Genomic DNA, 19,865 nt, shown 5'->3' with positions numbered 1-19,865 from the left:
ACCCTCGTGCGGGGGAGGGGCCGGAACCGCTCTGGTGAGGGAGGCGGGGGAGGAGGCGGCCGGGGGAGGCTTCGCGTGTCGGGACGACGGGGCTTTCGAAGGGGGCCGGGCATGAAGCGGGTACTGGGCGCGATGGCGATCACGGGGACGGTGCTGGTCGGTATGTCCGCCTGTCTGCCCTTCGGGGACGACCAGGAGCACCGGACCGTGGACTACGGGGTGTCGGAGCCGGTCAGGGAACTGGTGGTCGAGGCGCACACCGGCGGGATCGTGGTGACCGGCGGCGGCGACGCGGTGCACGTGACCGAGGCGCAGAACTACCGGGGCGAGGCGCCGCGGACCACGCACGAGGTGAAGGACGGCGTGCTGCGGCTGACGTACGACTGCCGGGGCTGCGGCGTCGGGTACACCGTGCAGGTGCCGGCCGGGACGAAGGTGCGGGTGACCCAGGAGACCGGCGGGGTGCGGCTGGTCGGGCTGGCCGCCGAGGTGGAGGCCTCGGTGGACACCGGCGGGGTCGAGGCCACCGGGCTGACCTCGCAGACCGTCCGGTTGAGCACCCGGACCGGCGGGGTGCGGGCCGACTTCGCGGCGGCACCCGTGAAGGTGGAGGCGGAGGCGGAGACCGGCGGGGTGCGGGTCAGGGTGCCCGCCGGGGAGGCGTACGCGGTGGACGCGCACGCCGGGGCCGGCGGAGTGGAGCTCGGGATCCCCTCGCAGCCGGGGGCCGCGCGCAGCATCACGGCGCGTACGGGCGCCGGCGGGGTGTCGGTCGACGGTGTCTGACCGGGCCGTTCCGGAGGTCCTGCCGGTAGGGCATGATCTTCTCCGCGGGGGCGGCGCCCCCGGACACGGGGGAGGGGCTGCGGTGGTGCGAGCGGCGCGCTGGCGGAGCTGGTCGGCCGGGCTGAGTCCGTACGTGCTGGACTCGCTGCTGGCCGTGGCATCGGCCGGGATCTCGGTCTGGGCGGTCGGCAACGACGACAGGGCCTGGCCGTGGTGGGTCTACCTGGTGGCGGTGTCCACCTCGCTGTCGCTGCCCTGGCGGCGCCGGGCGCCGCTGGCCGCGCTGGCGGCGGGCAGTGTGGCCTTCATGACGCTGTCCGTGGTGGCGCACTCGGCGAGTCCGCAGGTGCCGCTGGCCGGTGTGATCGGCATCTACACGGTGGCGGAGCGCTCCCCGGACCGGCAGCGCTGGACGGTGCTGGCGGTGGTGGTGGTCGCCAACGTGATCGGCACCCACTCGCCCAACGGCATGCTGTTCAGCCTGCTCACCTCGGTCGGCTCGTTCGTCTTCGGCTCGCTGGTGCGCGCCCAGCGGCGGCTGGCCCGGCTGGAGGCCGAGCGGGCCCGCGAGGCCGGGGAACGGGCGGCCAGTGAGGCGGGCCGCGCGGTGGTGGAGGAGCGGGCCCGGATCGCCCGGGAGATGCACGACATCCTGGCGCACGCCGTCTCGCTGATGATCATCCAGGCCGAGGCCGGGCCGCTGGTGGTGCACGCCAACCCGGACCGGGCGATCCGCGCCTTCGACACCATCGCCGACGCGGGCCGCGACGCGATGGTCCAACTGCGGCGCGTCCTCGGAGTGCTGAAGGAGGAGGGGGCCGGTCCTGAGCTGGCCCCGCAGCCCCGGCTGGCCGAACTCGCCGACGTGGCCGAGCGGGTGCGCCGGGCCGGACCGGCGGTGGAGCTCGAACTGGCCGACGGGCTGGGCGCGGTGCCCGCCGACCTCCAGGCCGCGGCGTACCGGATCGTGCAGGAGGCGCTGACCAACACGGTCAAGCACTCCGGCGCCGACCGGGTGGCGGTCCGGGTGCGGCGGTCCGGGGACACCCTGGAGGTCGTGGTGTCCGACAACGGGCGCGGGCTGCCGGTGACCGTCGGCGGCGTGGTGAACGGCTGGTCCGGCGGCCGCGGGCTGGTCGGCATCCGGGAGCGGGCGGCGGCCTGCGGCGGGCGGGCCGAGGCCGGACCCGGACCGGAGGGCAAGGGCTTCCTGGTGAGTGCCCGGCTGCCGTTGGGGGTGGCGGGCTTGGTGGAGAAGGCGGGCGGATGAAGCCGATTCGGGTGGTCGTCGCGGACGACCAGGAGCTGGTGCGGGCGGGGTTCGGGATGATCCTGGACGCGCAGCCCGACATCGAGGTGGTGGCCGAGGCCTGCGACGGCGCCGAGGCGGTCGAGGCGGTCCGCGCCCACGGCCCGGACGTCCTGCTGCTGGACGTCCGGATGCCGGTCATGGACGGGCTGGAGGCGGCCCGCCGGGTCTGCGCCGAGTTCCCGTCCACCAAGGTGATCATGCTGACCACCTTCGACGCCGACGACTACGTCTTCGACGCGCTGTACGCGGGCGCCAGCGGCTTCCTGCTCAAGGACGTCCGGCGGGACGACCTGGCGCACGGGGTGCGGATGGTGGCCTCCGGGGAGGCGCTGCTCGCGCCCTCGGTGACCAGGCGGCTGATCGGCGAGTTCGCCGCCCGCCGCCCGGGCTCGCCCGAGCGGGCGCTGCGGCCGCCGTCCAAGCTGCTGGAGCAGCTCACCCTGCGTGAGCAGGAGACCCTGCGGCTGCTGGCGCGCGGGCTCTCCAACGCGGAGATCGCGGCCGAGCTGGTGGTCAGCGAGCACACGGTGAAGACGCACGTCAGCAATGTGCTGAGCAAGCTGGGGCTGCGGGACCGGGTGCACGCGGTGGTGTTCGCGTACGAGGCCGGCGCGGTGGTGGCGGGGGAGGCGTAGGGGATCTCTTGCGGATCACGCCGGGCGCGGCGCCCTTGGTCGGGGCTCCCCCGTGCGGGGGAGGCGGCGGGTTCGCCGGTGCGGGCGATCCGCGACGAGGGGTGCGGCGGACAGCATCTGTGGTGTCGGAACGGACCACGGGCCACCAGCTACCTGCCGGGGCCGCGGATCACCACAGGAGATCGTCGGATGAACACCCCGCAGGAGAACCGCCGTACCGCCTACGCCGTCGTCGGCGCCCCCGCCCTGATGGCCCTCTACGGGGGGATCCGGCTGATCCCGGGCTCCCGGGAGCCCGGCCTCGGCTGGACGGTCGGCCACACCGCGATGTTCGCCGGGCTGCTGCTGTTCGCCCCGGTCCTGCTCGCCCTGCGCGGGCTGCTCGCCCCGCGCGGCACCACGGCCGGGCGGCTCGCGGCCGGTGCCGCGCTCGGGACGGCGTTCGCCGGCCTGGCGGCCTCGCTGGTGCAGATCGGGATCGATCTGTACGTCGGCCTGGCGGCGGCGGACAAGGCCGGGCAGTCGCGGATGTTCGACCGAGTCCAGGGCGTCCCCGGGGTGCTGCCGGCGGTCTACCAGATCGGCCCGCTGCTGTTCTACGTCGGCCTGTTGGCCCTGCTGGTCGCCGCCGCGGTGGGTGCGGCCCGGACGCTGCCCTGGTGGAGCCCGGTGCTGATGCTGGTCGGCACCGCCGCCTCGGGGGCCGACCTGGCGCTGATCCCGGTGGCCGCGGTCTGCTACCTGGCGGCGCTGGCCCCGCTGGCCCGCCGCGCCGCCGGGCCCCGCCCGGCACTGGCCTGACCGGTGCTGGTCTGGCTGGGCGGTCTGGCCGGGCGGTACGGACGGGCGGCCGCTCCCGCAGGGGAGGGGCGGGCGCCCGTCAGCTCATCCGGAACACCGGTCCGCGCGGGGTGAACGGCAGCCCGGCGCCCCGGGGGACCAGGAAGGCGTGCTCGCGGCGCACCCGCAGCACGTCGCACGCGCCGTCGGTGATCACCAGCACGGGCGCCCCGCGCGGGAAGTCCTCGGCCCGCTCCAGCAGGTCGACGCCCGGCTGCAGCTCGGTGCCGCCGCGCCCGCGCACCCGGACCCGGCCGGCGATCTCGCCGACCGGGACGTACCCGGCGTCGTGCGGTGCGGCGTCGCAGTGCACCACCCGGGCCGCGGGCACGTCCCGGGCGGCCGCGTACGAGGCGATCGCGCCGAGCGCCTTGCCGAGCAGGACCCGGTTCATCGAGCCGGAGGTGTCCAGGACGACGCCGAAGGTGCAGCGCGGCACCTCCTCCGGCGGGTGGTAGCGGCCGGCCCGGGGGATGTCCGGGGTGGCGGACTGCCGGCGGGCCGGGCGGGAGTAGCTGCGGACCGGCTCCGGACGGGGCACGAACTCGTCGAACCAGCGGGCCAGCCGGGCGTCCCAGGGCAGCGGCGGGTGGGCGAGGGCGCGGATCTCCTCGATCAGTCCGGCGGGCAGCAGCCCGCGGTCGCGCTGGTGCAGCTCGAAGCCCTGCTGGAGGCCGCGGCGGTAGAAGTCGTCGAGGTCCACGTAGTCGCGCGGGCCGCGGTCCAGCGGTGCGCCGAGGATGTCCGGGCGGTTCTTGCCGGCCAGAGTGGCGAGCCGGCGGATCCGGCGCTCGTCGCGGACGATCCGGTCGTACACCTCCTCGGCCGACAGCCCCTTCAGCTGGGGGTCGTGCAGCAGGCCTTCGGGCATGTCGCCGACGCCCATCTCCAGCAGCCAGCCGTTGATGACGTAGTCGGCGGCGACGTTGAAGAGGAACGGGTCCCGGCCGCCGCGGCGCTCGCCGTGCCGCAGGGCGGCGTGCAGCATCTCGTGGCCGAGGATGAACCGCCACTCCTCGTCGGTCTGCTGGCGCAGCGGGTTGATGTAGACCTCGCCGGCCTCGGCGTTGACGGCGGCGATGGAGATGCCGTGGGCGCGGGCCAGTTCGGCGTCGGCGACGACGGTGAGGCCGGCCGCGATGCCGCCGAGCAGCGGGTAGGAGGAGACGAACCAGCCGAGCGCCCTGGTCCACGGCCGTACGGGCAGGCGCTCGCCGGTCTCCCGGTCGAAACGGCCGCCGGCCCGGTCCATCGCGGCGGACATGGTGCGGGTGAGGGCGGCGGCGAAGGCCGCCGACCAGTCCTTCGGGGTGTGGCCGTAGTCCTGCCACTCGACCAGCAGCTGGTCGTGGTCGGCGGTGCCGGCCGTCCCGGCGGTGACGGCGGGCGGCAGGCCGTCGCGGCGCCAGCGGGCGGCCAGCTCCTCCTCGTCGCCGCCCGGGTACTCCTGCGGGAGGGCGACCGGGGGGCGGCCGACGGGGAAGGTCGCGAGGAAACGGTTCACCACCGCGCAGCGGGCCGCCTCCTCGTAGGCGTCGGGCTGGACCCGGACACCCTTGGCGGCCGGGACGTGGCCGAAGCCCAGGTGCAGCAGGCAGTGCGCCAGCACCCAGGCCCACTCGTCCGGCTCGGCCCGGCGGCGCGGGTTGACGTGCACGGTGCCGTCGGAGTCGACCACCGCCCAGCCGCCGGTCGGGGCCAGCCCGCAGTCGTCCCGGCGGCAGAAATCGGCGGGCACGGCGTCGAAGGCCGGGTTCTGGCGCAGCAGCCGGACCCCCTCGGCGAAGACCTCCGCGCCCGGGTCCGGCTTCTTCGCACCCTTCTGGACGGAAGGGCTCACCGGCGGGCCTCGACCAGCCGGGGCATGTCCCGGGCCGCCTCGATCAGGAACCAGGAGGGCAGCACCGGATTGCCGTCCGCGCCGTCGGCGATCACCGTCTGGGCGACCTCCACCGAGATCTCGGCCAGCTGCACCAGCAGCGACTTGGCCCGGAAGGCGGTCTGCCGCTGCGCCCCCGAGGCGTGCTCCTTGCTGGCTGGAAGCTCCTTGACGAGGCGGCCGCGGAAGGCGTCGGCCAGGTAGTAGAGCAGGTCGCGGTCCTCCAGCCGGTGCGGCCAGCGGGCGTCGCCCTTGAGGATCGCCTCCAGGCCGTAGGCGTTGCGGACGATCTTGGCGTAGCCGCAGAAGGCGATCGCGTGCTGCGGGGTGAGCAGCCCGTACGCGAGCACCTTGAGGGTCTCCTCGTCCAGGGTGGGGCCGAAGGAGTGCAGCGCGTCGGAGAGCATGTGCCAGGCGCGCGGGGTGGAGAACGGCTCCTCGGTCTTCGGCGGGGCGGACCACAGGTGGTCGGGGCGGTCGGTGACGTAGTCGACGACCCAGGGGTGGATGCCGGCGCCGGCCGCCCAGCCCAGCCAGTCCGCGGCGCTGGCCCGCAGGTGCACGTGGACCATGCGGTTGACCAGCGCGGACGCCATCGGTCGGGCGAGCGCGCCGTCGGTGGCGCGGTTCCCGGCGCCGATCACGATCGAGCCGGGCGGCAGCTCGTACGAGCCGATCCGGCGGTCCAGGATCAGCGAGTAGAACGCCTTCTGGACGTCCGGGGTCGCCGCGTTGAGCTCGTCCAGGAACAGGCAGTACGGCTCATCGCGGGCGATCTGCTCGGGCGGGCAGAACCGGGAACGGCCCTCCGGGGTCAGCTGCGGGACACCGATCAGGTCCTCCGGGGCGAGCTGGGTGCCGACCAGGCTCACGCACTCCAGGCCGAGCGACTCGGCGAACTCCCTTACCAGCGAGGACTTTCCGATCCCGGGCGCGCCCCAGAGGAACACCGGCCGGACGGTGGCCAGCCCGAGCAGCAACTCGGGAATCTGGACGGGCGAGACGCTGACTGCTCCCTGCACGGGGCTCCTTGGCAAGTGGTGGGGTGACCGGCCCAGTCTGCGGCGGGAGTTGACGCGGCGCACCCGGATTTTCGGGTGGTCGCCGGGAGGCCTGAGGAAAGGGGCTTAAAAACGGGTGAACCGCATGCGTACGATGATCCTTCCGGCTCCCCCCTCATGGCCTGGAGTGATCGAGCGATGACGACGACGGCGAAGTTCGACCCCTGGTCGGCGGCGTTCGTGGCCCACCCGTACGACGCGTACGCCGAGTTGCGCGAGCACGCGCCGGTGACGTACTTCGAGCCGACCGGGCAGTGGCTCGTCTCGCGGCACGAGGACGTCAGCGCGCTCCTGCGCGACCGGCGGCTCGGGCGCACCTACACCCACCGCTTCAGCCACCAGGAGTTCGGCCGGCCCGAACCCGACCCGGCGCACGAGCCCTTCCACACCCTCAACGACTTCGGGTTGCTCGACCTGGAGGCCCCCGACCACACCCGGATCCGCCGGCTGGTCTCCAAGGCCTTCACCCCGCGCATGGTCGAGGGCCTGCGGCCGACCGTCCAGCGGCTCGCCGGGGAACTCGTCGACGGCCTGCTCGCGGCCGGCGGCGGCGACCTGATCGCCGCCGTCGCCGAGCCGCTGCCGGTCGCCGTGATCGCCGAGATGCTCGGCGTGCCGGAGAGCGACCGGCACCTGCTGCGGCCCTGGTCCGCCGACATCACCGGCATGTACGAGCTCAACCCGAGCGAGGAGGCCGCCCGCAAGGCCGTCACCGCGAGCACCGAGTTCTCCGACTACCTGCGCGCCCTCATCCGCGAACGCCGCACCGCCCCCGGCACCGACCTGATCAGCGCGCTGATCCAGGCCCAGGAGGGCTCCGACGCGCTCAGCGAGCAGGAGATGATCTCCACCTGCGTGCTGCTGCTCAACGCCGGCCACGAGGCGACCGTCAACACCACCGGCAACGGCTGGTGGGCGCTGTTCCGCAACCCCGGTGAACTCGCCCGGCTGCGCGGCGCGACCGACGCGCTCCTGCCCACCGCCATCGAGGAGCTGATGCGCTGGGACACCCCGCTGCAGCTGTTCGAACGGTGGGTCCTGGAGGACATCGAGCTGCGCGGCGTCACCATCCCGCGCGGCTCCGAGGTCGCCCTCCTCTTCGGCTCCGCCAACCGCGACCCCGAGCGCTTCACCGACCCCGACCGCCTCGACCTCGGCCGCACCGACAACCCCCACATCACCTTCGGCGCCGGAATCCACTTCTGTCTCGGCGCCCCGCTCGCCAGACTGGAACTCACCGAGTCCTACGGCGCCCTCCTGCGCCGCGCCCCCGGCCTGCGCCTGGCCCGCGAACCCGAGTGGAACCCGGGCTACGTGATCCGGGGCCTCAGGGAACTGGTGGTCGAGGTCTAGATCGAGGTCGGGGCCAGGTCGGGGTCGGTTCGAGGAACGGGGGAGAGCTGTGGGCAAGGCGACGGGGTCACTGCTGGGGCTGGCGATCGGGGATGCGATCGGCCGGGTGACCGAGTTCAAGACGGTAGAGATGATTGCCGACGACCACCCGGACTGGCGGCAACTTCCGCTGCCCCCAAGGGCGCTGGTCACCGACGACACCCAGATGACCCTCGCCCTCGGCCGTGGTCTGCGCATTGCCCTGGAGCGCGGGCCGCTCACCCCGCTACGGCTGGAGCGGCCCGTTCGCGAGGAGTTCGTCGACTGGTGGCGCTCCCCGCAGAACAACCGTGCTCCCGGCATGACCTGCCTGCGCGCCTGCGAGCGGCTGAGCCGCCCCGAGTACCGCTGGCAGCAGGCGAGCGACGTCGGTTCCAAGGGCTGCGGCGCCAACATGCGGGTCGCTCCGGTCGGACTGATCCGCGAACTCGACGCCCGCCAGCTCGCGGGCGCCGCGCAGCTGCAGTCCGCGCTCACCCACGGGCACCCGACCGCACTCGCCGCCAGTGACCTCACCGCGTACGCCATCCGCAAGCTCGCCGAGGGCGTTCCGCCGGCCGGCCTGCCCGCGGTGCTGCGGGCGTACGTGCTGGCGAGCCGCGAGCGGTACGACGAGTTCTGGCTCGGCGACCTCTCCGCGCGCTGGTACGGCCGCTCGCCGCAGGACGTCATCGCCCGCGGCTGGGACGACTGCCTGGCCGTGCTCGACCAGTTGGACGCCGCGCTCGCCGCGCCCGACGTCGAAGCGGACCCGTGTCTGGCCACCGGTGAGGGCTGGGTCGCCGAGGAGGCCTTCGCCACCGGCCTGCTCTGCTTTCTGCTGCTGCCGGACGACCCGGTGTCCGCCGTCCGCCGGGCCGCCTACTCCAGCGGCGACTCGGACTCCCTGGCCTGTCTGACCGGCGCCTTCGCCGGGGCCCATCACGGGGAGTCGGTCTGGCCGCAGGAGTGGGTGGAGCGGATCGAGTACCGGGACGAGCTGCTCGCGCTCGGGGCGCTCTGGGACTGAGCTCCACAACCTGTGTTCCGGGCCCGGGGGGAACCGGGTTCGGGGGTGGTGCGTCGAAGGGCCATGACGAAGCGCAGCACCGCAGGGCATGGCCGTTCCCGCCGTCGGGTGGGGCTGCTTCTCGCCGCCGGGTTGGCGGCCGGTCCGGCGCTGGCCGGGTGCGGGAGTGCGGTGGGCGGGGGGCCCGTGGTGGTGCGGGCCTCGGCGTCGGGGAGCCGGGCGGCGGTGGATCCGGGGCAGGTGGCGGCGGTGGCGGCCGGGACCAGCGCCTTCGGGCTGGACCTGCTGCACGCGCTGACCGCGACGCCGGACGGGGCGGGGCGCAACGTCGTGGTCTCGCCGGCCGGGCTGGCGAGCGTGCTCGGGATGCTGCTGCCGGGGGCGCGCGGCGCCACCGCCGAGGAGCTGGCCAAGGCCCTGCACACCGGGCTCGACCCGCGGCAGTACGCCCTCGCCGTCGGCGCGCCGGACAGCGGGAGCCGGGCCGGCGGCGACCAGGTCGTCCTGCGCCGCTCCGACGCCCTGTGGACGCAGCAGGGCCTGGCCGTCGCCCCGGATTACCTGGACACGCTCGCCGCCGCCTTCGACACCGGCGTGCACCCCGTCGACTTCGCCAGGGACCCGGCCGGCGCCCGCGGGAGCATCAACGCGGCGGTGGAGAAGGCCACCGAGGGGCGGATCAAGGAGCTCTTCGGCCCGCGGCAGATCACCGCCGACACCCGGCTGGCGCTCACCGACGCGCTCTACCTGAAGGCGGCGTGGGCCTCCGGGTTCAAGCCCGCGAACACCTCCGAGCGCCCCTTCCACCGGCTGGACGGCTCCACCCCGTCGGTGAGCACGATGAGCCGCACCGGCACCCTCCGGTACGCCGAGGGCTCCGGCGGCATCGTCGGCGAACCCTGGCAGGCCGTCGAACTCCCTTACGTGGGAGGTGGGTTGGCGATGGATCTGATCGTCCCCGCGCAGGGCGGGTACGCGGCCTTCAGCAAGGGCCTGGACCAGGCCCAGCTCGACCGGATCCTCGGCGGGCTCGGCGAGCGGTCCGTCGACCTGACCCTGCCGCGGTTCCACTTCGACACGGCCAACGACCTCGTCCCCGCCCTGCGCTCACTCGGCGTCAAGGCGGCCTTCGACGCGCCCGACTTCACCGGCATCACCGCCAAGGAGCCGCTCGTCCTGGGCGCGGTGGTGCAGAAGGCCACCGTCGAGGTGAACGAGGACGGTACGGTCGCGGCGGCCGGCAGCGGCGCCGGGGTGGCGGCGATGGCGGCGCCGGCCGCGCCGGAGTCCGTCCAACTGCACATCGACCGGCCGTTCCTGTTCCTGATCCGCGACACCGCCGACGGGCGGCCGCTGTTCCTCGGCCAGGTCACCGACCCGCAGGCCTCCTGAGCCGACCCGCAGGCGCCCTGAGCCGACCCGCAGACGAAGCAGGCGAAGCGGACGAAGCAGGCGAAGCCGCCGGAGGAGGACCGGGCGTCACCAGGCCGGGTAGCGCCCGCCGAGCGCCGGGTGGGCCGGGTCGCGGCTGCCGAACAGCACCAGCAGGTCATCCGCGACCCGCAGCAGTTCTGCCCGGCCCTCGACCGCCCCCGCCCACTCGGCGGGCAGCGCCGAGGCGCCGTACGCGGCGCCGACCAGGTTGCCGCAGACCGCGCCGGTGGAGTCGCTGTCCCCGGAGTGGTTCACCGACAGCAGCAGCGCGCTGCGTACCGGGTCGGGTTCGAGGGTGGTCGCCAGCAGCGAGTACACCGCGATGGCCAGGCACTCCTCGGCGATCCAGCCGAGGCCGACCCGCTCCACGGACTCCGCCGTCGGCTGCGACTCCTGGGCCACCCGGACGGCCCGGGCCAGCGCCTGCACCGTCTCCTTGGACCCCGGCAGCTCGCGGATCTGCTCCACGGTCTCGCCGACCGCCGCCCACGGCTCGGTCCCGTTGGCGAGCCGCTCGACCAGCGCCGCGAAGGCGCCTGCCGAGAGGTAGCCGGTCGGGTGCCCGTGGGTGAGCTGGGCGCACTGCACGGCCAGCCCGAAGGACAGCTCGACGCCCAGCCGGGCCAGCCCGAACGGTGCCGAGCGCATCACCGTGCCGCAGCCCTTGGACTCCGGGTTGATCGGCCCCGGCTGCCCGATCACGGACGGCGACTCGAACTCCGGGTGCTCGGCCACCCCGCTCATGCAGGCGTTGCCGGGCGCCCGCGACGCGTACAGGAAGGGCCTGGTCAGCAGCCAGCCGTCGTACGGGCGGGGCTGCGGCGCGGTGTCCGGCGAGTCCTGGCGCTGGGTCAGCAGCCAGCGCCGGTAGGCGGCGTGGACGGCCTCCGGCACCGAGCCGCCGCCGCCCGTCCAGCCGCGGACGAACGCGCGGATCAGGCCCTCGGCGGTGAACAGGGTCATCTGGGTGTCGTCGGTGACTTCGACCGGCCCGGCGCCGGCCGGCAGCCCGGTCACGCCGTCCGGCCCGTACCGCTGCTGGATCTGGTGGAGCTGCTGGAACTCCACCGGCCAGCCCAGCGCATCGCCGACGGCCCCGCCGAGCAGCGCCCCGCGCACCCGGTCGCGGTATCCCGATTCGGCCGCCGACTCCGTCACGTCGATCCCCCTTGGTTCATGGCGGGATACGTTCTATCAGGTCTACCGGCGGATCTGCCCGGCGCGCCCGTGCAGCGCGGCGCGGTCGGCGGCGGCGCGCCCGGCCGCCCAGCCCACGCCGTCGCTCACCCGGACCCGCTGCGAGACCAGCTTGGGGAACAGCCGGCCGACCTCGTCGTCCACCGCCTCGGAGCGGGCGGCGAGCGCGGGCAGCAGCCGCTCGTCGGGCAGCAGCTGCTCCTCGGTGCCGTCCTCGCGCAGGTGCCGGCCGGCCGCGGCGGCGCTGGTCGCGCGCTCGGTGGCGGCGGTCAGCCGCTCGCGGATCCGCGCCGCGTACGCGACCAGGAAGGAGTGCCGGAACGCCTTGCTGCGCGAGTCCCGGCGGGAGCCGGCCTTGTTGAGCGCGTGGGTGGCCTGCACCAGCAGCGAGGTGTAGAGCAGTTCGACGCCGTCCAGGTCGCCGTCGAAGCCGACGACGGTGCAGAAGCCGAACTCCTTGGCCCACACCGCCCGGCACCGGTTGGCCGCCGCGACGGCGTCCAGCAGCATCGTCTTGGGGCTCTCGTACGGGTTGTCCACGCCGATCCGCAGCGCCGCCGGGGTGTTCCGGTCGTCGCCGGTGGCGGCCAGCAGCGCGTCGTCGATGCTGTGCTGGGCCATCAGCTGCTGGGCCTTGGTGGTGAGCGCCTCGGCCTCCTCCGGGTACTCGGTGGACTCGGCCTTGGCCAGCAGCGCCCGGATCCGGGCCAGCATCCGCGGCTCGCCGGTCAGCGGGCCCGTGGTGCGTTCGGCCTGCGGGCCCGTGGTGCGCTCGGTCTGCGGCCGCCGGCCGGGCGCGGGGCCGACCGGGGAGATCGGCGGCAGCCGGCCCCAGGTCCGCAGCAGCTCCAGGGCAGCGGTGGCGAGCGCGAAGCGGTCCAGCCGGTGCCGGTCGGCGAAGGCACCGAGGTACTGCTCGTCGCCGGGCCACCAGACCTCGGCCTCCAGCTCGCGCAGCTGCTCGTGCCAGCGCCGGTCGAGGGCGGCCGCGGGGTGCCGACGGCCCTCGGCGGCGATCAGGTCCACCGCGAGGGCCAGGTGGACGGGCTTCAGCCCGCGCCGGACCACCCGGGCCAGGTCGGCCGGGCGCCACCCGGCGGACCAGCAGCGGCCGACGGCGGTGTCCGCGTACCCCAGCAGCGCCCGGCTGACCGCCGGCCACTGCCCGGCCGAGGCGGCGAGCAGCGACGCCCCGGTGTCCAGGGCGAGGTCCAGCGTTTCGTCCGGGGCCGTCAGCACCGATCGCACCGCCTGCTCCAGCAGTGGGCCGGCGCCCCCGTCCCCGTCCTGCTGTGCGCGCTTGCCCACGGTGTGTCCCTGCTCTCCTCGACGGCCCGGCCCTCCCGCCCATGATGCCGGAGCGCCCGGCCCCTTCGACGGGACCGGGCGCTCCGGGGTGACGCAGGCGACTCAGCGCTCGACGGCCTTGGCCAGGATCTCCGGGGCGCGCTCCAGCAGCCGCCCGGCCGCGAAACGGATGCCGAGGGCGGCGATCAGGGCGCCGTAGAGCGGGCCGACCACCAGGACCGGCCAGGTCGGGCCGGCGGAGAGCAGCGCCCAGCCGAGGTAGCCGCTCACCGGCAGGGAGAGCAACGCCACACCGAACAGCGAGCCGAACTGGTTGACCAGTACCAGGCCGCCCTGCCCGGGGGCGGCGTTGCGCATCGGGTTGCTGTCGGCCGGCATGGTGTACGGCGCGAGCACGCTGAGCGTCGCGCCGAGCGCGACGCCGCAGCCGAGCAGGGCGAGCGCGAGGCCGAGTGCGGACGGCAGGCCGGCCCAGTCGCCGGTGGCGGCGGCCAGCACGGGCCCGAGCACCAGCGTCACCGGGATGGCGTACGACAGCACCGCGTAGGCCCGGCCGCGCAGCTCGTCCCGGGCGTCGGCCGGGGTGAGCAGGGTGGCGGCGACCATCCAGAACGCCGAGCCGTCCATGCCGAACAGGTTGAGCATCTGCAGCCCGAGGAACATCCCGGTCATCGCCAGCAGGTAGACGCTCGACCAGCCCTGGACCATCGACAGCACGCAGATCACCAGCGTCATGCCGATGCTGGTGAACACCGCGGCCTTGGCCCGCGGCTCCCGCCAGGCGTACCGGAGGTGGCGCTGCATCACCGCGCCGGCCCGGCCCTCGGGCAGGAAGCTCCAGCCGCGCGAGCTCTGCACGCCGCGGGCCACCTCCAGGGTGGAGGAGTCGGCGGTGACCATCAGCTCCTGGAGGCTGCCGCGCCACCAGCGCAGCAGCAGGGCGAGCAGCGCCGCGGCCGCGGCGAGCTGGAACAGCGCAAGCCCGTACCGTCCCTCGCCGGCGGTGCGGGCCGCGTCGGCCGCGCCGACCGGCGGCAGCCAGCGCAGCACGGAGGCGATCGGCGCCAGCGGGCTGAGGTCGAGGTGGTCCCCGGGCCGGCCGAAGACGCTCTGCGAGCCGACGTTGGCGGCCTGCACGAGCAGGGCGAACAGCAGTCCGCCGAAGATCGCGAAGTCCTTGCCGCGCCGGCTGGAGAGCATCCGGGCGTTGCCGGCGGCGACCGCCCGGGAGAGCGTGACCAGGCAGAGCACGGCCAGCGGGACGCCGACCAGTGCGGCCGCGGCCGAGGCCCCGCCGTTGGCGCCGGACAGCGCCGCGCCGGTCACCAGCACCAGGCTGACCAGCGGGCCGGGCCCGATCAGCGCGGCCAGCAGCGAGCCGCGCAGCAGCGGTCCGGGCCGCAGCGGGAGCATGGTGAGCCGGGTCGGGTCGGCGCTCTCGTCGCTGGAGAAGAGGAACAGCGGCAGCGCCGCCCAGCCGAGGGTGAGCACGCCGAGCAGCATCACCCCGGCGTCCCCGGAGCCGTCGAAGCGCCCGTTCATCATGGCGAGGGCGAAGGCGATGCCGGCCGCGAAGGCCAGGCCGAGGACGCCGCCGATGACGTACACGGCGGTCCGGCCGGGGCTGCGCCGCAGGCCGTTGCGCAGCAGCCGCAGCTTGAGTGCCACCAGGGCGCGGACCACCGTCCGCCCGTCGGGCACCGGGGTGCGGGCGGCTGCGGGGGCGGTGCTCACTGCCCGCCCCCGAGCTGCGCGCCGGCCTGCCCGCCGGCCTGTCCGCCGAGCTGCCCGCCGCCGGCCGGAGCGTTTCCGGCCGCTCCGCCGCCGAGCCAGCCGAGCGCCTGGCCGTCGTCCTCGCGGACGCCGATCAGGCCGAGGAAGGCCTCGTGGAGGCTGCGCCCGCCGCGCACGGTGTCCAGCGGGCCGTGGGCGATCACCCGGCCGGCGTTGACCACGGCGACCCAGTCGCAGAGCTGTTCGACCAGTTCCATCACGTGGCTGGAGAAGACCACCGTGGATCCGGCCGCCGCGTACCGCTTGAGCACGCCGCGGATGGTCTGCGCGGAGACCGGGTCGACGCCCTCGAAGGGCTCGTCGAGGAACAGCACGTCGGGGTTGTGCAGCAGCGCGGCGGCCAGACCGATCTTCTTGCGCATGCCGGTGGAGTAGTCGGCGACCAGCTTGTCGGCGTCGCGGGCGAGGTCCAGGACGGCCAGCAGCTCCTCGGCGCGGCGGTCCACCTCGGCGCCGGGCAGGCCGCGCAGCCGCCCGTTGTACTGCAGCAGTTCGCGGCCGCTGAGCCGCTCGAACATCCGCAGCCCCTCGGGCAGGATGCCGATCCGGGCCTTGACCGCGACCGGGTCGGCCCAGACGTCGCCGCCGTGGATGAGGACGGTGCCCTGGTCGGGCCGGAGCAGGCCGGTGGCCATGGACAGCGTGGTGGTCTTGCCGGCGCCGTTCGGGCCGACCAGGCCGATGAAGGAGCCGGCCGGCAGCTCCAGGCTGAGTCCGGCGACGGCGGCCTGGCCGCCGAAGTGCTTCCACAGCCCCTGGATGCTGACGGCGGAGGGGGGAACGGGTGCGGGGTGGTCGGACGGCGGCGGCGCTGACGCCTGCATGGCGGCCTTCTCTGTTCGCTGGCGGATGGGTGTCTCGGACTCAGCCTGTCACTGCGGAAACGGGCTGTCTCCCGAGTTGAGGATCCCCTGAGCGAGTGGGCCGAACGGGTGAGGCGCGCCGTCCGGACGGCGCGTTACGGCGGGTGCCGGGCTGGAATTGGCAACTACTCAGCTCCGCCGTTCGTCCTGCACTATGAGGGGCAGTGAGGGACAGCGAGGGGCGCGGGGCCGCGCCGGGTGCCGGGAGGTGCGGATGGCCGTTCAACCGTGGGGAGCCTCGGACCCCGGCGAGCCGGATCGCCGCCCGGCCGGGGGCTGGCAGCCCCAGCCCGTACCGCAGTCCGTCCCGCAGCCCGTCCCGCAGCCCGGGTTCCACGCGGGGATGCGTGCCGGGTACGCGGACCGGGACCGGACGATCGACGTGCTGAAGGCCGCGTTCGCCGAGGGCCGGCTCTCCGCCGAGGAGTACGAGCAGCGCCACGAGCAGGCCTCCGTCGCGCAGACCTACGGCCAGCTGGCCGGGCTGGTGTCCGACCTGCCCTCCGGCCCGATGCCGGCGCCGATGGCCTTCGCCGCCCCGCCCGTCCCGGCGACCTTCCTCCCGCCGCCTCCGCCGCCGGTTCGCTCCACCAACGGGCTGGCGGTCACCTCACTGGTCTTCGGTCTGACCGGCCTCTCGCTGCCCGCGGTGGTCGTCGGGCACGTCGCGAAGGCCCAGCTGAGCCGCCACGACCGGGCCGGCGACTGGGTCTCCACCCTCGGCCTGCTCTTCGGCTACGCGGGCTGCGCGCTCTGGACGCTGCTGCTCCTGGTGGTGCTGCAGGTGCCGGTCTGAGCGGGTCGCCCCGGGCGTGTCCCGCCCCGGTGGCGGCGGTCGGCGGGCTGTGGTAGAGCGGGTGGAGGGCGGTCCGACACCGGGTGGTCGCGTCCGGGACACTCCTGGGACATCCGGCCGAAGGTCGCGACCTGCGGCGTTGCATTTGTTTTGACCGCGCCCGATGCGCTAGGTACGCTCTGACCTTGTGCCTGGGGTGTCCCCGGGTCCTTGTGCGTGCATGCACACCGGTCGCCGCGCCGAGCCGGAGCGCCTTCCAGCGCCCCGCGCGTTGAGCGCCGTCGCTGTACATCAGCTCATGGGATTCCGTGTCGGAATAAGCCCAACACACCCGACCGCGTGGGTCGACCACGGGGCCGTGTGCGGGGGATCACCGCAGGTTAGTTTTACCAAGCCTTGGCACACAGAAAACGGAGAAACGGTGCCTACGATCCAGCAGCTGGTCCGAAAGGGCCGGCAGGACAAGGTCGAGAAGAACAAGACTCCCGCGCTGAAGGGTTCCCCGCAGCGTCGTGGGGTCTGCACGCGTGTGTACACGACCACCCCGAAGAAGCCGAACTCGGCTCTCCGCAAGGTCGCCCGTGTGCGCCTCACCAGCGGGATCGAGGTCACCGCTTACATCCCGGGCGAGGGCCACAATCTGCAGGAGCACTCCATCGTGCTGGTGCGCGGTGGTCGTGTGAAGGACCTTCCTGGTGTCCGCTACAAGATCATCCGCGGTTCGCTTGACACCCAGGGTGTCAAGAACCGCAAGCAGGCTCGCAGCCGCTACGGCGCCAAGAAGGAGAAGTAAGAATGCCTCGTAAGGGCCCCGCCCCGAAGCGCCCGGTCATCATCGACCCGGTTTACGGCTCCCCGGTCGTCACCCAGCTGGTCAACAAGATCCTGCTGCACGGCAAGCGCTCCACCGCCGAGCGGATCGTCTACGGCGCCCTTGAGGGCGTCCGTGAGAAGACCGGCTCGGACCCGGTCGTGACGCTGAAGCGCGCGCTGGAGAACGTCAAGCCGGCCCTCGAGGTCAAGTCCCGCCGTGTCGGTGGCGCGACCTACCAGGTTCCGGTCGAGGTCCGTCCGGGCCGCGCCAGCACCCTGGCGCTGCGCTGGATGGTCGGTTACTCCCGCGCCCGTCGCGAGAAGACCATGACCGAGCGCCTGATGAACGAGATCCTCGACGCCAGCAACGGCCTGGGCGCTTCCGTGAAGCGTCGCGAGGACACCCACAAGATGGCCGAGTCCAACAAGGCCTTCGCGCACTACCGCTGGTAGTCCCTACCCCGTCACTAGACAGAGAGAGAACGAGCCACCATGGCTGCAACCTCCCTTGACCTCGCCAGGGTCCGCAACATCGGGATCATGGCGCACATCGACGCGGGCAAGACCACCACCACCGAGCGGATCCTGTTCTACACCGGCGTCTCGTACAAGATCGGTGAGGTCCACGATGGCGCTGCCACCATGGACTGGATGGAGCAGGAGCAGGAGCGCGGCATCACGATCACGTCGGCCGCGACGACCTGTCACTGGACGGTCGACGACGTCGACAACACCATCAACATCATCGACACCCCGGGTCACGTCGACTTCACCGTAGAGGTGGAGCGTTCGCTGCGCGTCCTCGACGGTGCCGTGACGGTGTTCGACGGTGTCGCCGGTGTCGAGCCCCAGTCCGAGACCGTGTGGCGGCAGGCTGACCGCTACGGCGTCCCGCGCATCTGCTTCATCAACAAGCTGGACCGCACGGGCGCGAACTTCTTCTTCTGCGTCAAGACCATCGTGGACCGCCTCGGCGCGACCCCGCTGGTCATGCAGCTCCCGATCGGTGCCGAGGCGGACTTCAAGGGCGTTGTCGACCTTGTCCGCATGAAGGCGCTGGTCTGGTCCGCCGAGGCCGCCAAGGGCGAGATGTACGACATCGTCGACATCCCGGCCGAGCTGCAGGAGCAGGCGAACGAGTACCGCGAGATGCTCCTGGACGAGGTGTCGAACGTCAGCGATGACGTGATGATGCTCGCCATGGAGGGCGAGGACGTCCCCGAGGAGCTGCTGTACGAGGCGATCCGCAAGGGCACCCTGGAGTCGGCCTTCACGCCGATCTTCTGCGGTACCGCGTTCAAGAACAAGGGCGTTCAGCCCCTGCTCGACGCGGTCGTCAAGTACCTCCCGTCGCCGCTGGACATCGAGTCGGTTGAGGGCACCAAGCCCAACGACCCGGAGACCAAGATCACCCGCAAGGCCTCGGACGACGAGCCCCTGGCCGCGCTGGCGTTCAAGATCATGTCCGACCCGCACCTGGGCAAGCTCACCTTCGTCCGGATCTACTCCGGCCGCCTGGAGTCCGGCACCTCGGTGCTGAACGCCGTGAAGGGCAAGAAGGAGCGCATCGGCAAGATCTACCGCATGCACGCGAACAAGCGTGAGGAGATCGAGTCGGTGGGCGCCGGCGACATCGTCGCCGTCATGGGCCTGAAGCAGACCACCACCGGTGAGACGCTGTCCGACGAGAAGAACCCGGTCATCCTGGAGTCCATGGACTTCCCGGCCCCGGTCATCCGCGTCGCGATCGAGCCCAAGTCCAAGGGTGACCAGGAGAAGCTGGGTGTTGCCATCCAGCGTCTCGCCGAGGAGGACCCGTCCTTCCAGGTCAACACGGACGAGGAGACCGGCCAGACCATCATCGCGGGTATGGGCGAGCTGCACCTTGAGGTGCTGGTCGACCGTATGAAGCGTGAGTTCAAGGTCGAGGCCAACGTCGGCAAGCCGCAGGTCGCGTACCGCGAGACGATCCGTCAGGCCGTCGAGCGCATCGACTACACCCACAAGAAGCAGACCGGTGGTTCCGGTCAGTTCGCCAAGGTGCAGATCGCGATCGAGCCGCTCGAGCAGGCCGAGGGCTACGAGTTCGTCAACCAGGTCACCGGTGGCCGCGTGCCGCGGGAGTACATCCCGTCGGTCGACGCCGGTTGCCAGGAGGCCATGGAGTTCGGCATCCTCGCCGGCTACCCGCTGCAGGGTGTCCGCGTGAAGCTGCTCGACGGCCAGGCGCACGACGTCGACTCGTCCGAGCTCGCGTTCAAGATCGCCGGTTCGATGGCGTTCAAGGAAGGCGCGCGGAAGGCCAAGCCGGTCCTCCTCGAGCCGATGATGGCCGTCGAGGTCACCACGCCCGAGGACTACATGGGCGACGTGATCGGTGACATCAACTCTCGCCGTGGCCAGATCCGGTCCATGGACGAGCGTCACGGTGCCCGCGTCGTCACGGCGCTGGTGCCGCTCTCCGAGATGTTCGGCTACGTCGGTGATCTGCGCAGCAAGACCTCTGGTCGCGCGAGCTACTCGATGCAGTTCGACTCGTACGCCGAGGTTCCGAAGGCCGTGGCGGAGGAGATCATCGCCAAGGCCAAGGGCGAGTAAGGACCGGCTCCAGCCGGTTCCCTACGAGGCCGCGGCCGTCCCGATATTTCGGGACGATTGTGAACCCTTAGGCTATTAGGAGGCGTCCCGGGCGTATCCGGTCGGGTTGTCCCCGGGGGGCACCCGCCCCCCCCCCCCCGGGCGGGGC

At 73.2% G+C, this 19,865-nt stretch carries 17 protein-coding genes; 11 read left to right on the top strand and 6 right to left on the bottom strand.

All coding sequences use genetic code 11. The features are described from left to right. The first annotated feature begins 111 nt into the window (after positions 1 to 111). From ACFV6I_RS07050 to ACFV6I_RS07035, 4 genes are all read left to right on the top strand, one after another. Positions 112 to 786 carry a hypothetical protein gene (locus ACFV6I_RS07050; RefSeq protein ID WP_063348941.1) on the top strand — a complete coding sequence of 225 codons (675 nt, stop codon included), beginning with the start codon at positions 112 to 114 and terminating at the stop codon, positions 784 to 786. A gap of 82 nt (positions 787 to 868) precedes the next feature. Next, entirely contained in the window at positions 869 to 2,056 is a 1,188-nt protein-coding gene (locus ACFV6I_RS07045; RefSeq protein ID WP_380423803.1) for a sensor histidine kinase, read from the top strand. After that, entirely contained in the window at positions 2,053 to 2,733 is a 681-nt protein-coding gene (locus ACFV6I_RS07040; protein WP_063348943.1) for a response regulator transcription factor, read from the top strand. The genes ACFV6I_RS07045 and ACFV6I_RS07040 overlap by 4 nt, the downstream gene beginning before the upstream one ends. A gap of 189 nt (positions 2,734 to 2,922) precedes the next feature. After that, positions 2,923 to 3,534 (top strand): hypothetical protein, encoded by a 612-nt coding sequence (locus ACFV6I_RS07035; RefSeq protein ID WP_380423802.1) that lies wholly within the window; start codon positions 2,923 to 2,925, stop codon positions 3,532 to 3,534. 79 nt (positions 3,535 to 3,613) lie between these two features. Here ACFV6I_RS07035 and ACFV6I_RS07030 read toward each other — a convergent pair whose 3' ends face one another. Both ACFV6I_RS07030 and ACFV6I_RS07025 read right to left on the bottom strand, forming a co-directional pair. Then, entirely contained in the window at positions 3,614 to 5,413 is a 1,800-nt protein-coding gene (locus ACFV6I_RS07030) for a hypothetical protein (RefSeq protein WP_380423801.1), read from the bottom strand. After that, complete coding sequence (locus tag ACFV6I_RS07025; protein WP_380338839.1) at positions 5,410 to 6,474, bottom strand: ATP-binding protein; 1,065 nt, start codon at positions 6,472 to 6,474, stop codon at positions 5,410 to 5,412. Before ACFV6I_RS07025 ends, ACFV6I_RS07030 begins: the two co-directional genes overlap by 4 nt. 177 nt (positions 6,475 to 6,651) lie before the next feature. On the opposite strand from ACFV6I_RS07025, the gene ACFV6I_RS07020 reads away from it, so the two are divergent. From ACFV6I_RS07020 to ACFV6I_RS07010, 3 genes are all read left to right on the top strand, one after another. Continuing rightward, entirely contained in the window at positions 6,652 to 7,866 is a 1,215-nt protein-coding gene (locus tag ACFV6I_RS07020) for a cytochrome P450 (protein ID WP_063348948.1), read from the top strand. Between the two features lie 49 nt (positions 7,867 to 7,915). Continuing rightward, positions 7,916 to 8,914 carry an ADP-ribosylglycohydrolase family protein gene (locus ACFV6I_RS07015; protein WP_063348949.1) on the top strand — a complete coding sequence of 333 codons (999 nt, stop codon included), beginning with the start codon at positions 7,916 to 7,918 and terminating at the stop codon, positions 8,912 to 8,914. Positions 8,915 to 9,139: 225 nt separating this feature from the next. Next, complete coding sequence (locus ACFV6I_RS07010; protein ID WP_063348950.1) at positions 9,140 to 10,306, top strand: serpin family protein; 1,167 nt, start codon at positions 9,140 to 9,142, stop codon at positions 10,304 to 10,306. An 87-nt stretch (positions 10,307 to 10,393) separates the two neighbouring features. Here the strand turns inward: ACFV6I_RS07010 and ACFV6I_RS07005 are convergent, their stop codons facing one another. The 4 genes from ACFV6I_RS07005 to ACFV6I_RS06990 all read right to left on the bottom strand — a co-directional run bounded on the left by ACFV6I_RS07005 (position 10,394) and on the right by ACFV6I_RS06990 (position 15,471). Continuing rightward, entirely contained in the window at positions 10,394 to 11,506 is a 1,113-nt protein-coding gene (locus ACFV6I_RS07005) for an ADP-ribosylglycohydrolase family protein (protein WP_063348951.1), read from the bottom strand. A 42-nt stretch (positions 11,507 to 11,548) separates the two neighbouring features. Further along, positions 11,549 to 12,853 (bottom strand): DUF2786 domain-containing protein, encoded by a 1,305-nt coding sequence (locus ACFV6I_RS07000; RefSeq protein WP_079135821.1) that lies wholly within the window; start codon positions 12,851 to 12,853, stop codon positions 11,549 to 11,551. A gap of 102 nt (positions 12,854 to 12,955) precedes the next feature. Beyond that, the gene (locus tag ACFV6I_RS06995) at positions 12,956 to 14,587 is read right to left on the bottom strand and encodes a hypothetical protein (RefSeq protein WP_063348952.1); all 1,632 of its coding nucleotides are present in this window, start codon (positions 14,585 to 14,587) and stop codon (positions 12,956 to 12,958) included. Further along, positions 14,584 to 15,471, bottom strand: coding sequence for an ABC transporter ATP-binding protein (locus ACFV6I_RS06990; protein WP_380423800.1), 888 nt, complete (start codon positions 15,469 to 15,471; stop codon positions 14,584 to 14,586). The genes ACFV6I_RS06995 and ACFV6I_RS06990 overlap by 4 nt, the downstream gene beginning before the upstream one ends. 253 nt (positions 15,472 to 15,724) lie before the next feature. Between ACFV6I_RS06990 and ACFV6I_RS06985 the strand changes: the two genes are divergently transcribed. The 4 genes from ACFV6I_RS06985 to fusA all read left to right on the top strand — a co-directional run bounded on the left by ACFV6I_RS06985 (position 15,725) and on the right by fusA (position 19,717). Further along, positions 15,725 to 16,306, top strand: a complete 582-nt coding sequence (locus ACFV6I_RS06985) for a DUF1707 and DUF4190 domain-containing protein (RefSeq protein ID WP_380423799.1) — start codon at positions 15,725 to 15,727, stop codon at positions 16,304 to 16,306. A gap of 421 nt (positions 16,307 to 16,727) precedes the next feature. Then, positions 16,728 to 17,099, top strand: a complete 372-nt coding sequence (gene rpsL, locus ACFV6I_RS06980) for a 30S ribosomal protein S12 (protein ID WP_014144289.1) — start codon at positions 16,728 to 16,730, stop codon at positions 17,097 to 17,099. A gap of 2 nt (positions 17,100 to 17,101) precedes the next feature. Next, a complete protein-coding gene (gene rpsG / locus ACFV6I_RS06975; protein WP_030055803.1) occupies positions 17,102 to 17,572 on the top strand; it encodes a 30S ribosomal protein S7 in 471 nt (156 codons plus the stop codon). Positions 17,573 to 17,611: 39 nt separating this feature from the next. Further along, positions 17,612 to 19,717 (top strand): elongation factor G, encoded by a 2,106-nt coding sequence (gene fusA / locus ACFV6I_RS06970; RefSeq protein ID WP_363369328.1) that lies wholly within the window; start codon positions 17,612 to 17,614, stop codon positions 19,715 to 19,717. Positions 19,718 to 19,865 lie beyond the last annotated feature (148 nt).

The sequence above is a fragment of the Kitasatospora sp. NPDC059803 genome, from assembly GCF_042732255.1.
Classification (GTDB): domain Bacteria; phylum Actinomycetota; class Actinomycetes; order Streptomycetales; family Streptomycetaceae; genus Kitasatospora.
The sequence above is the reverse complement of the archived record's forward strand: the minus strand, read 5'-3'. Positions and strand labels throughout refer to the sequence as shown.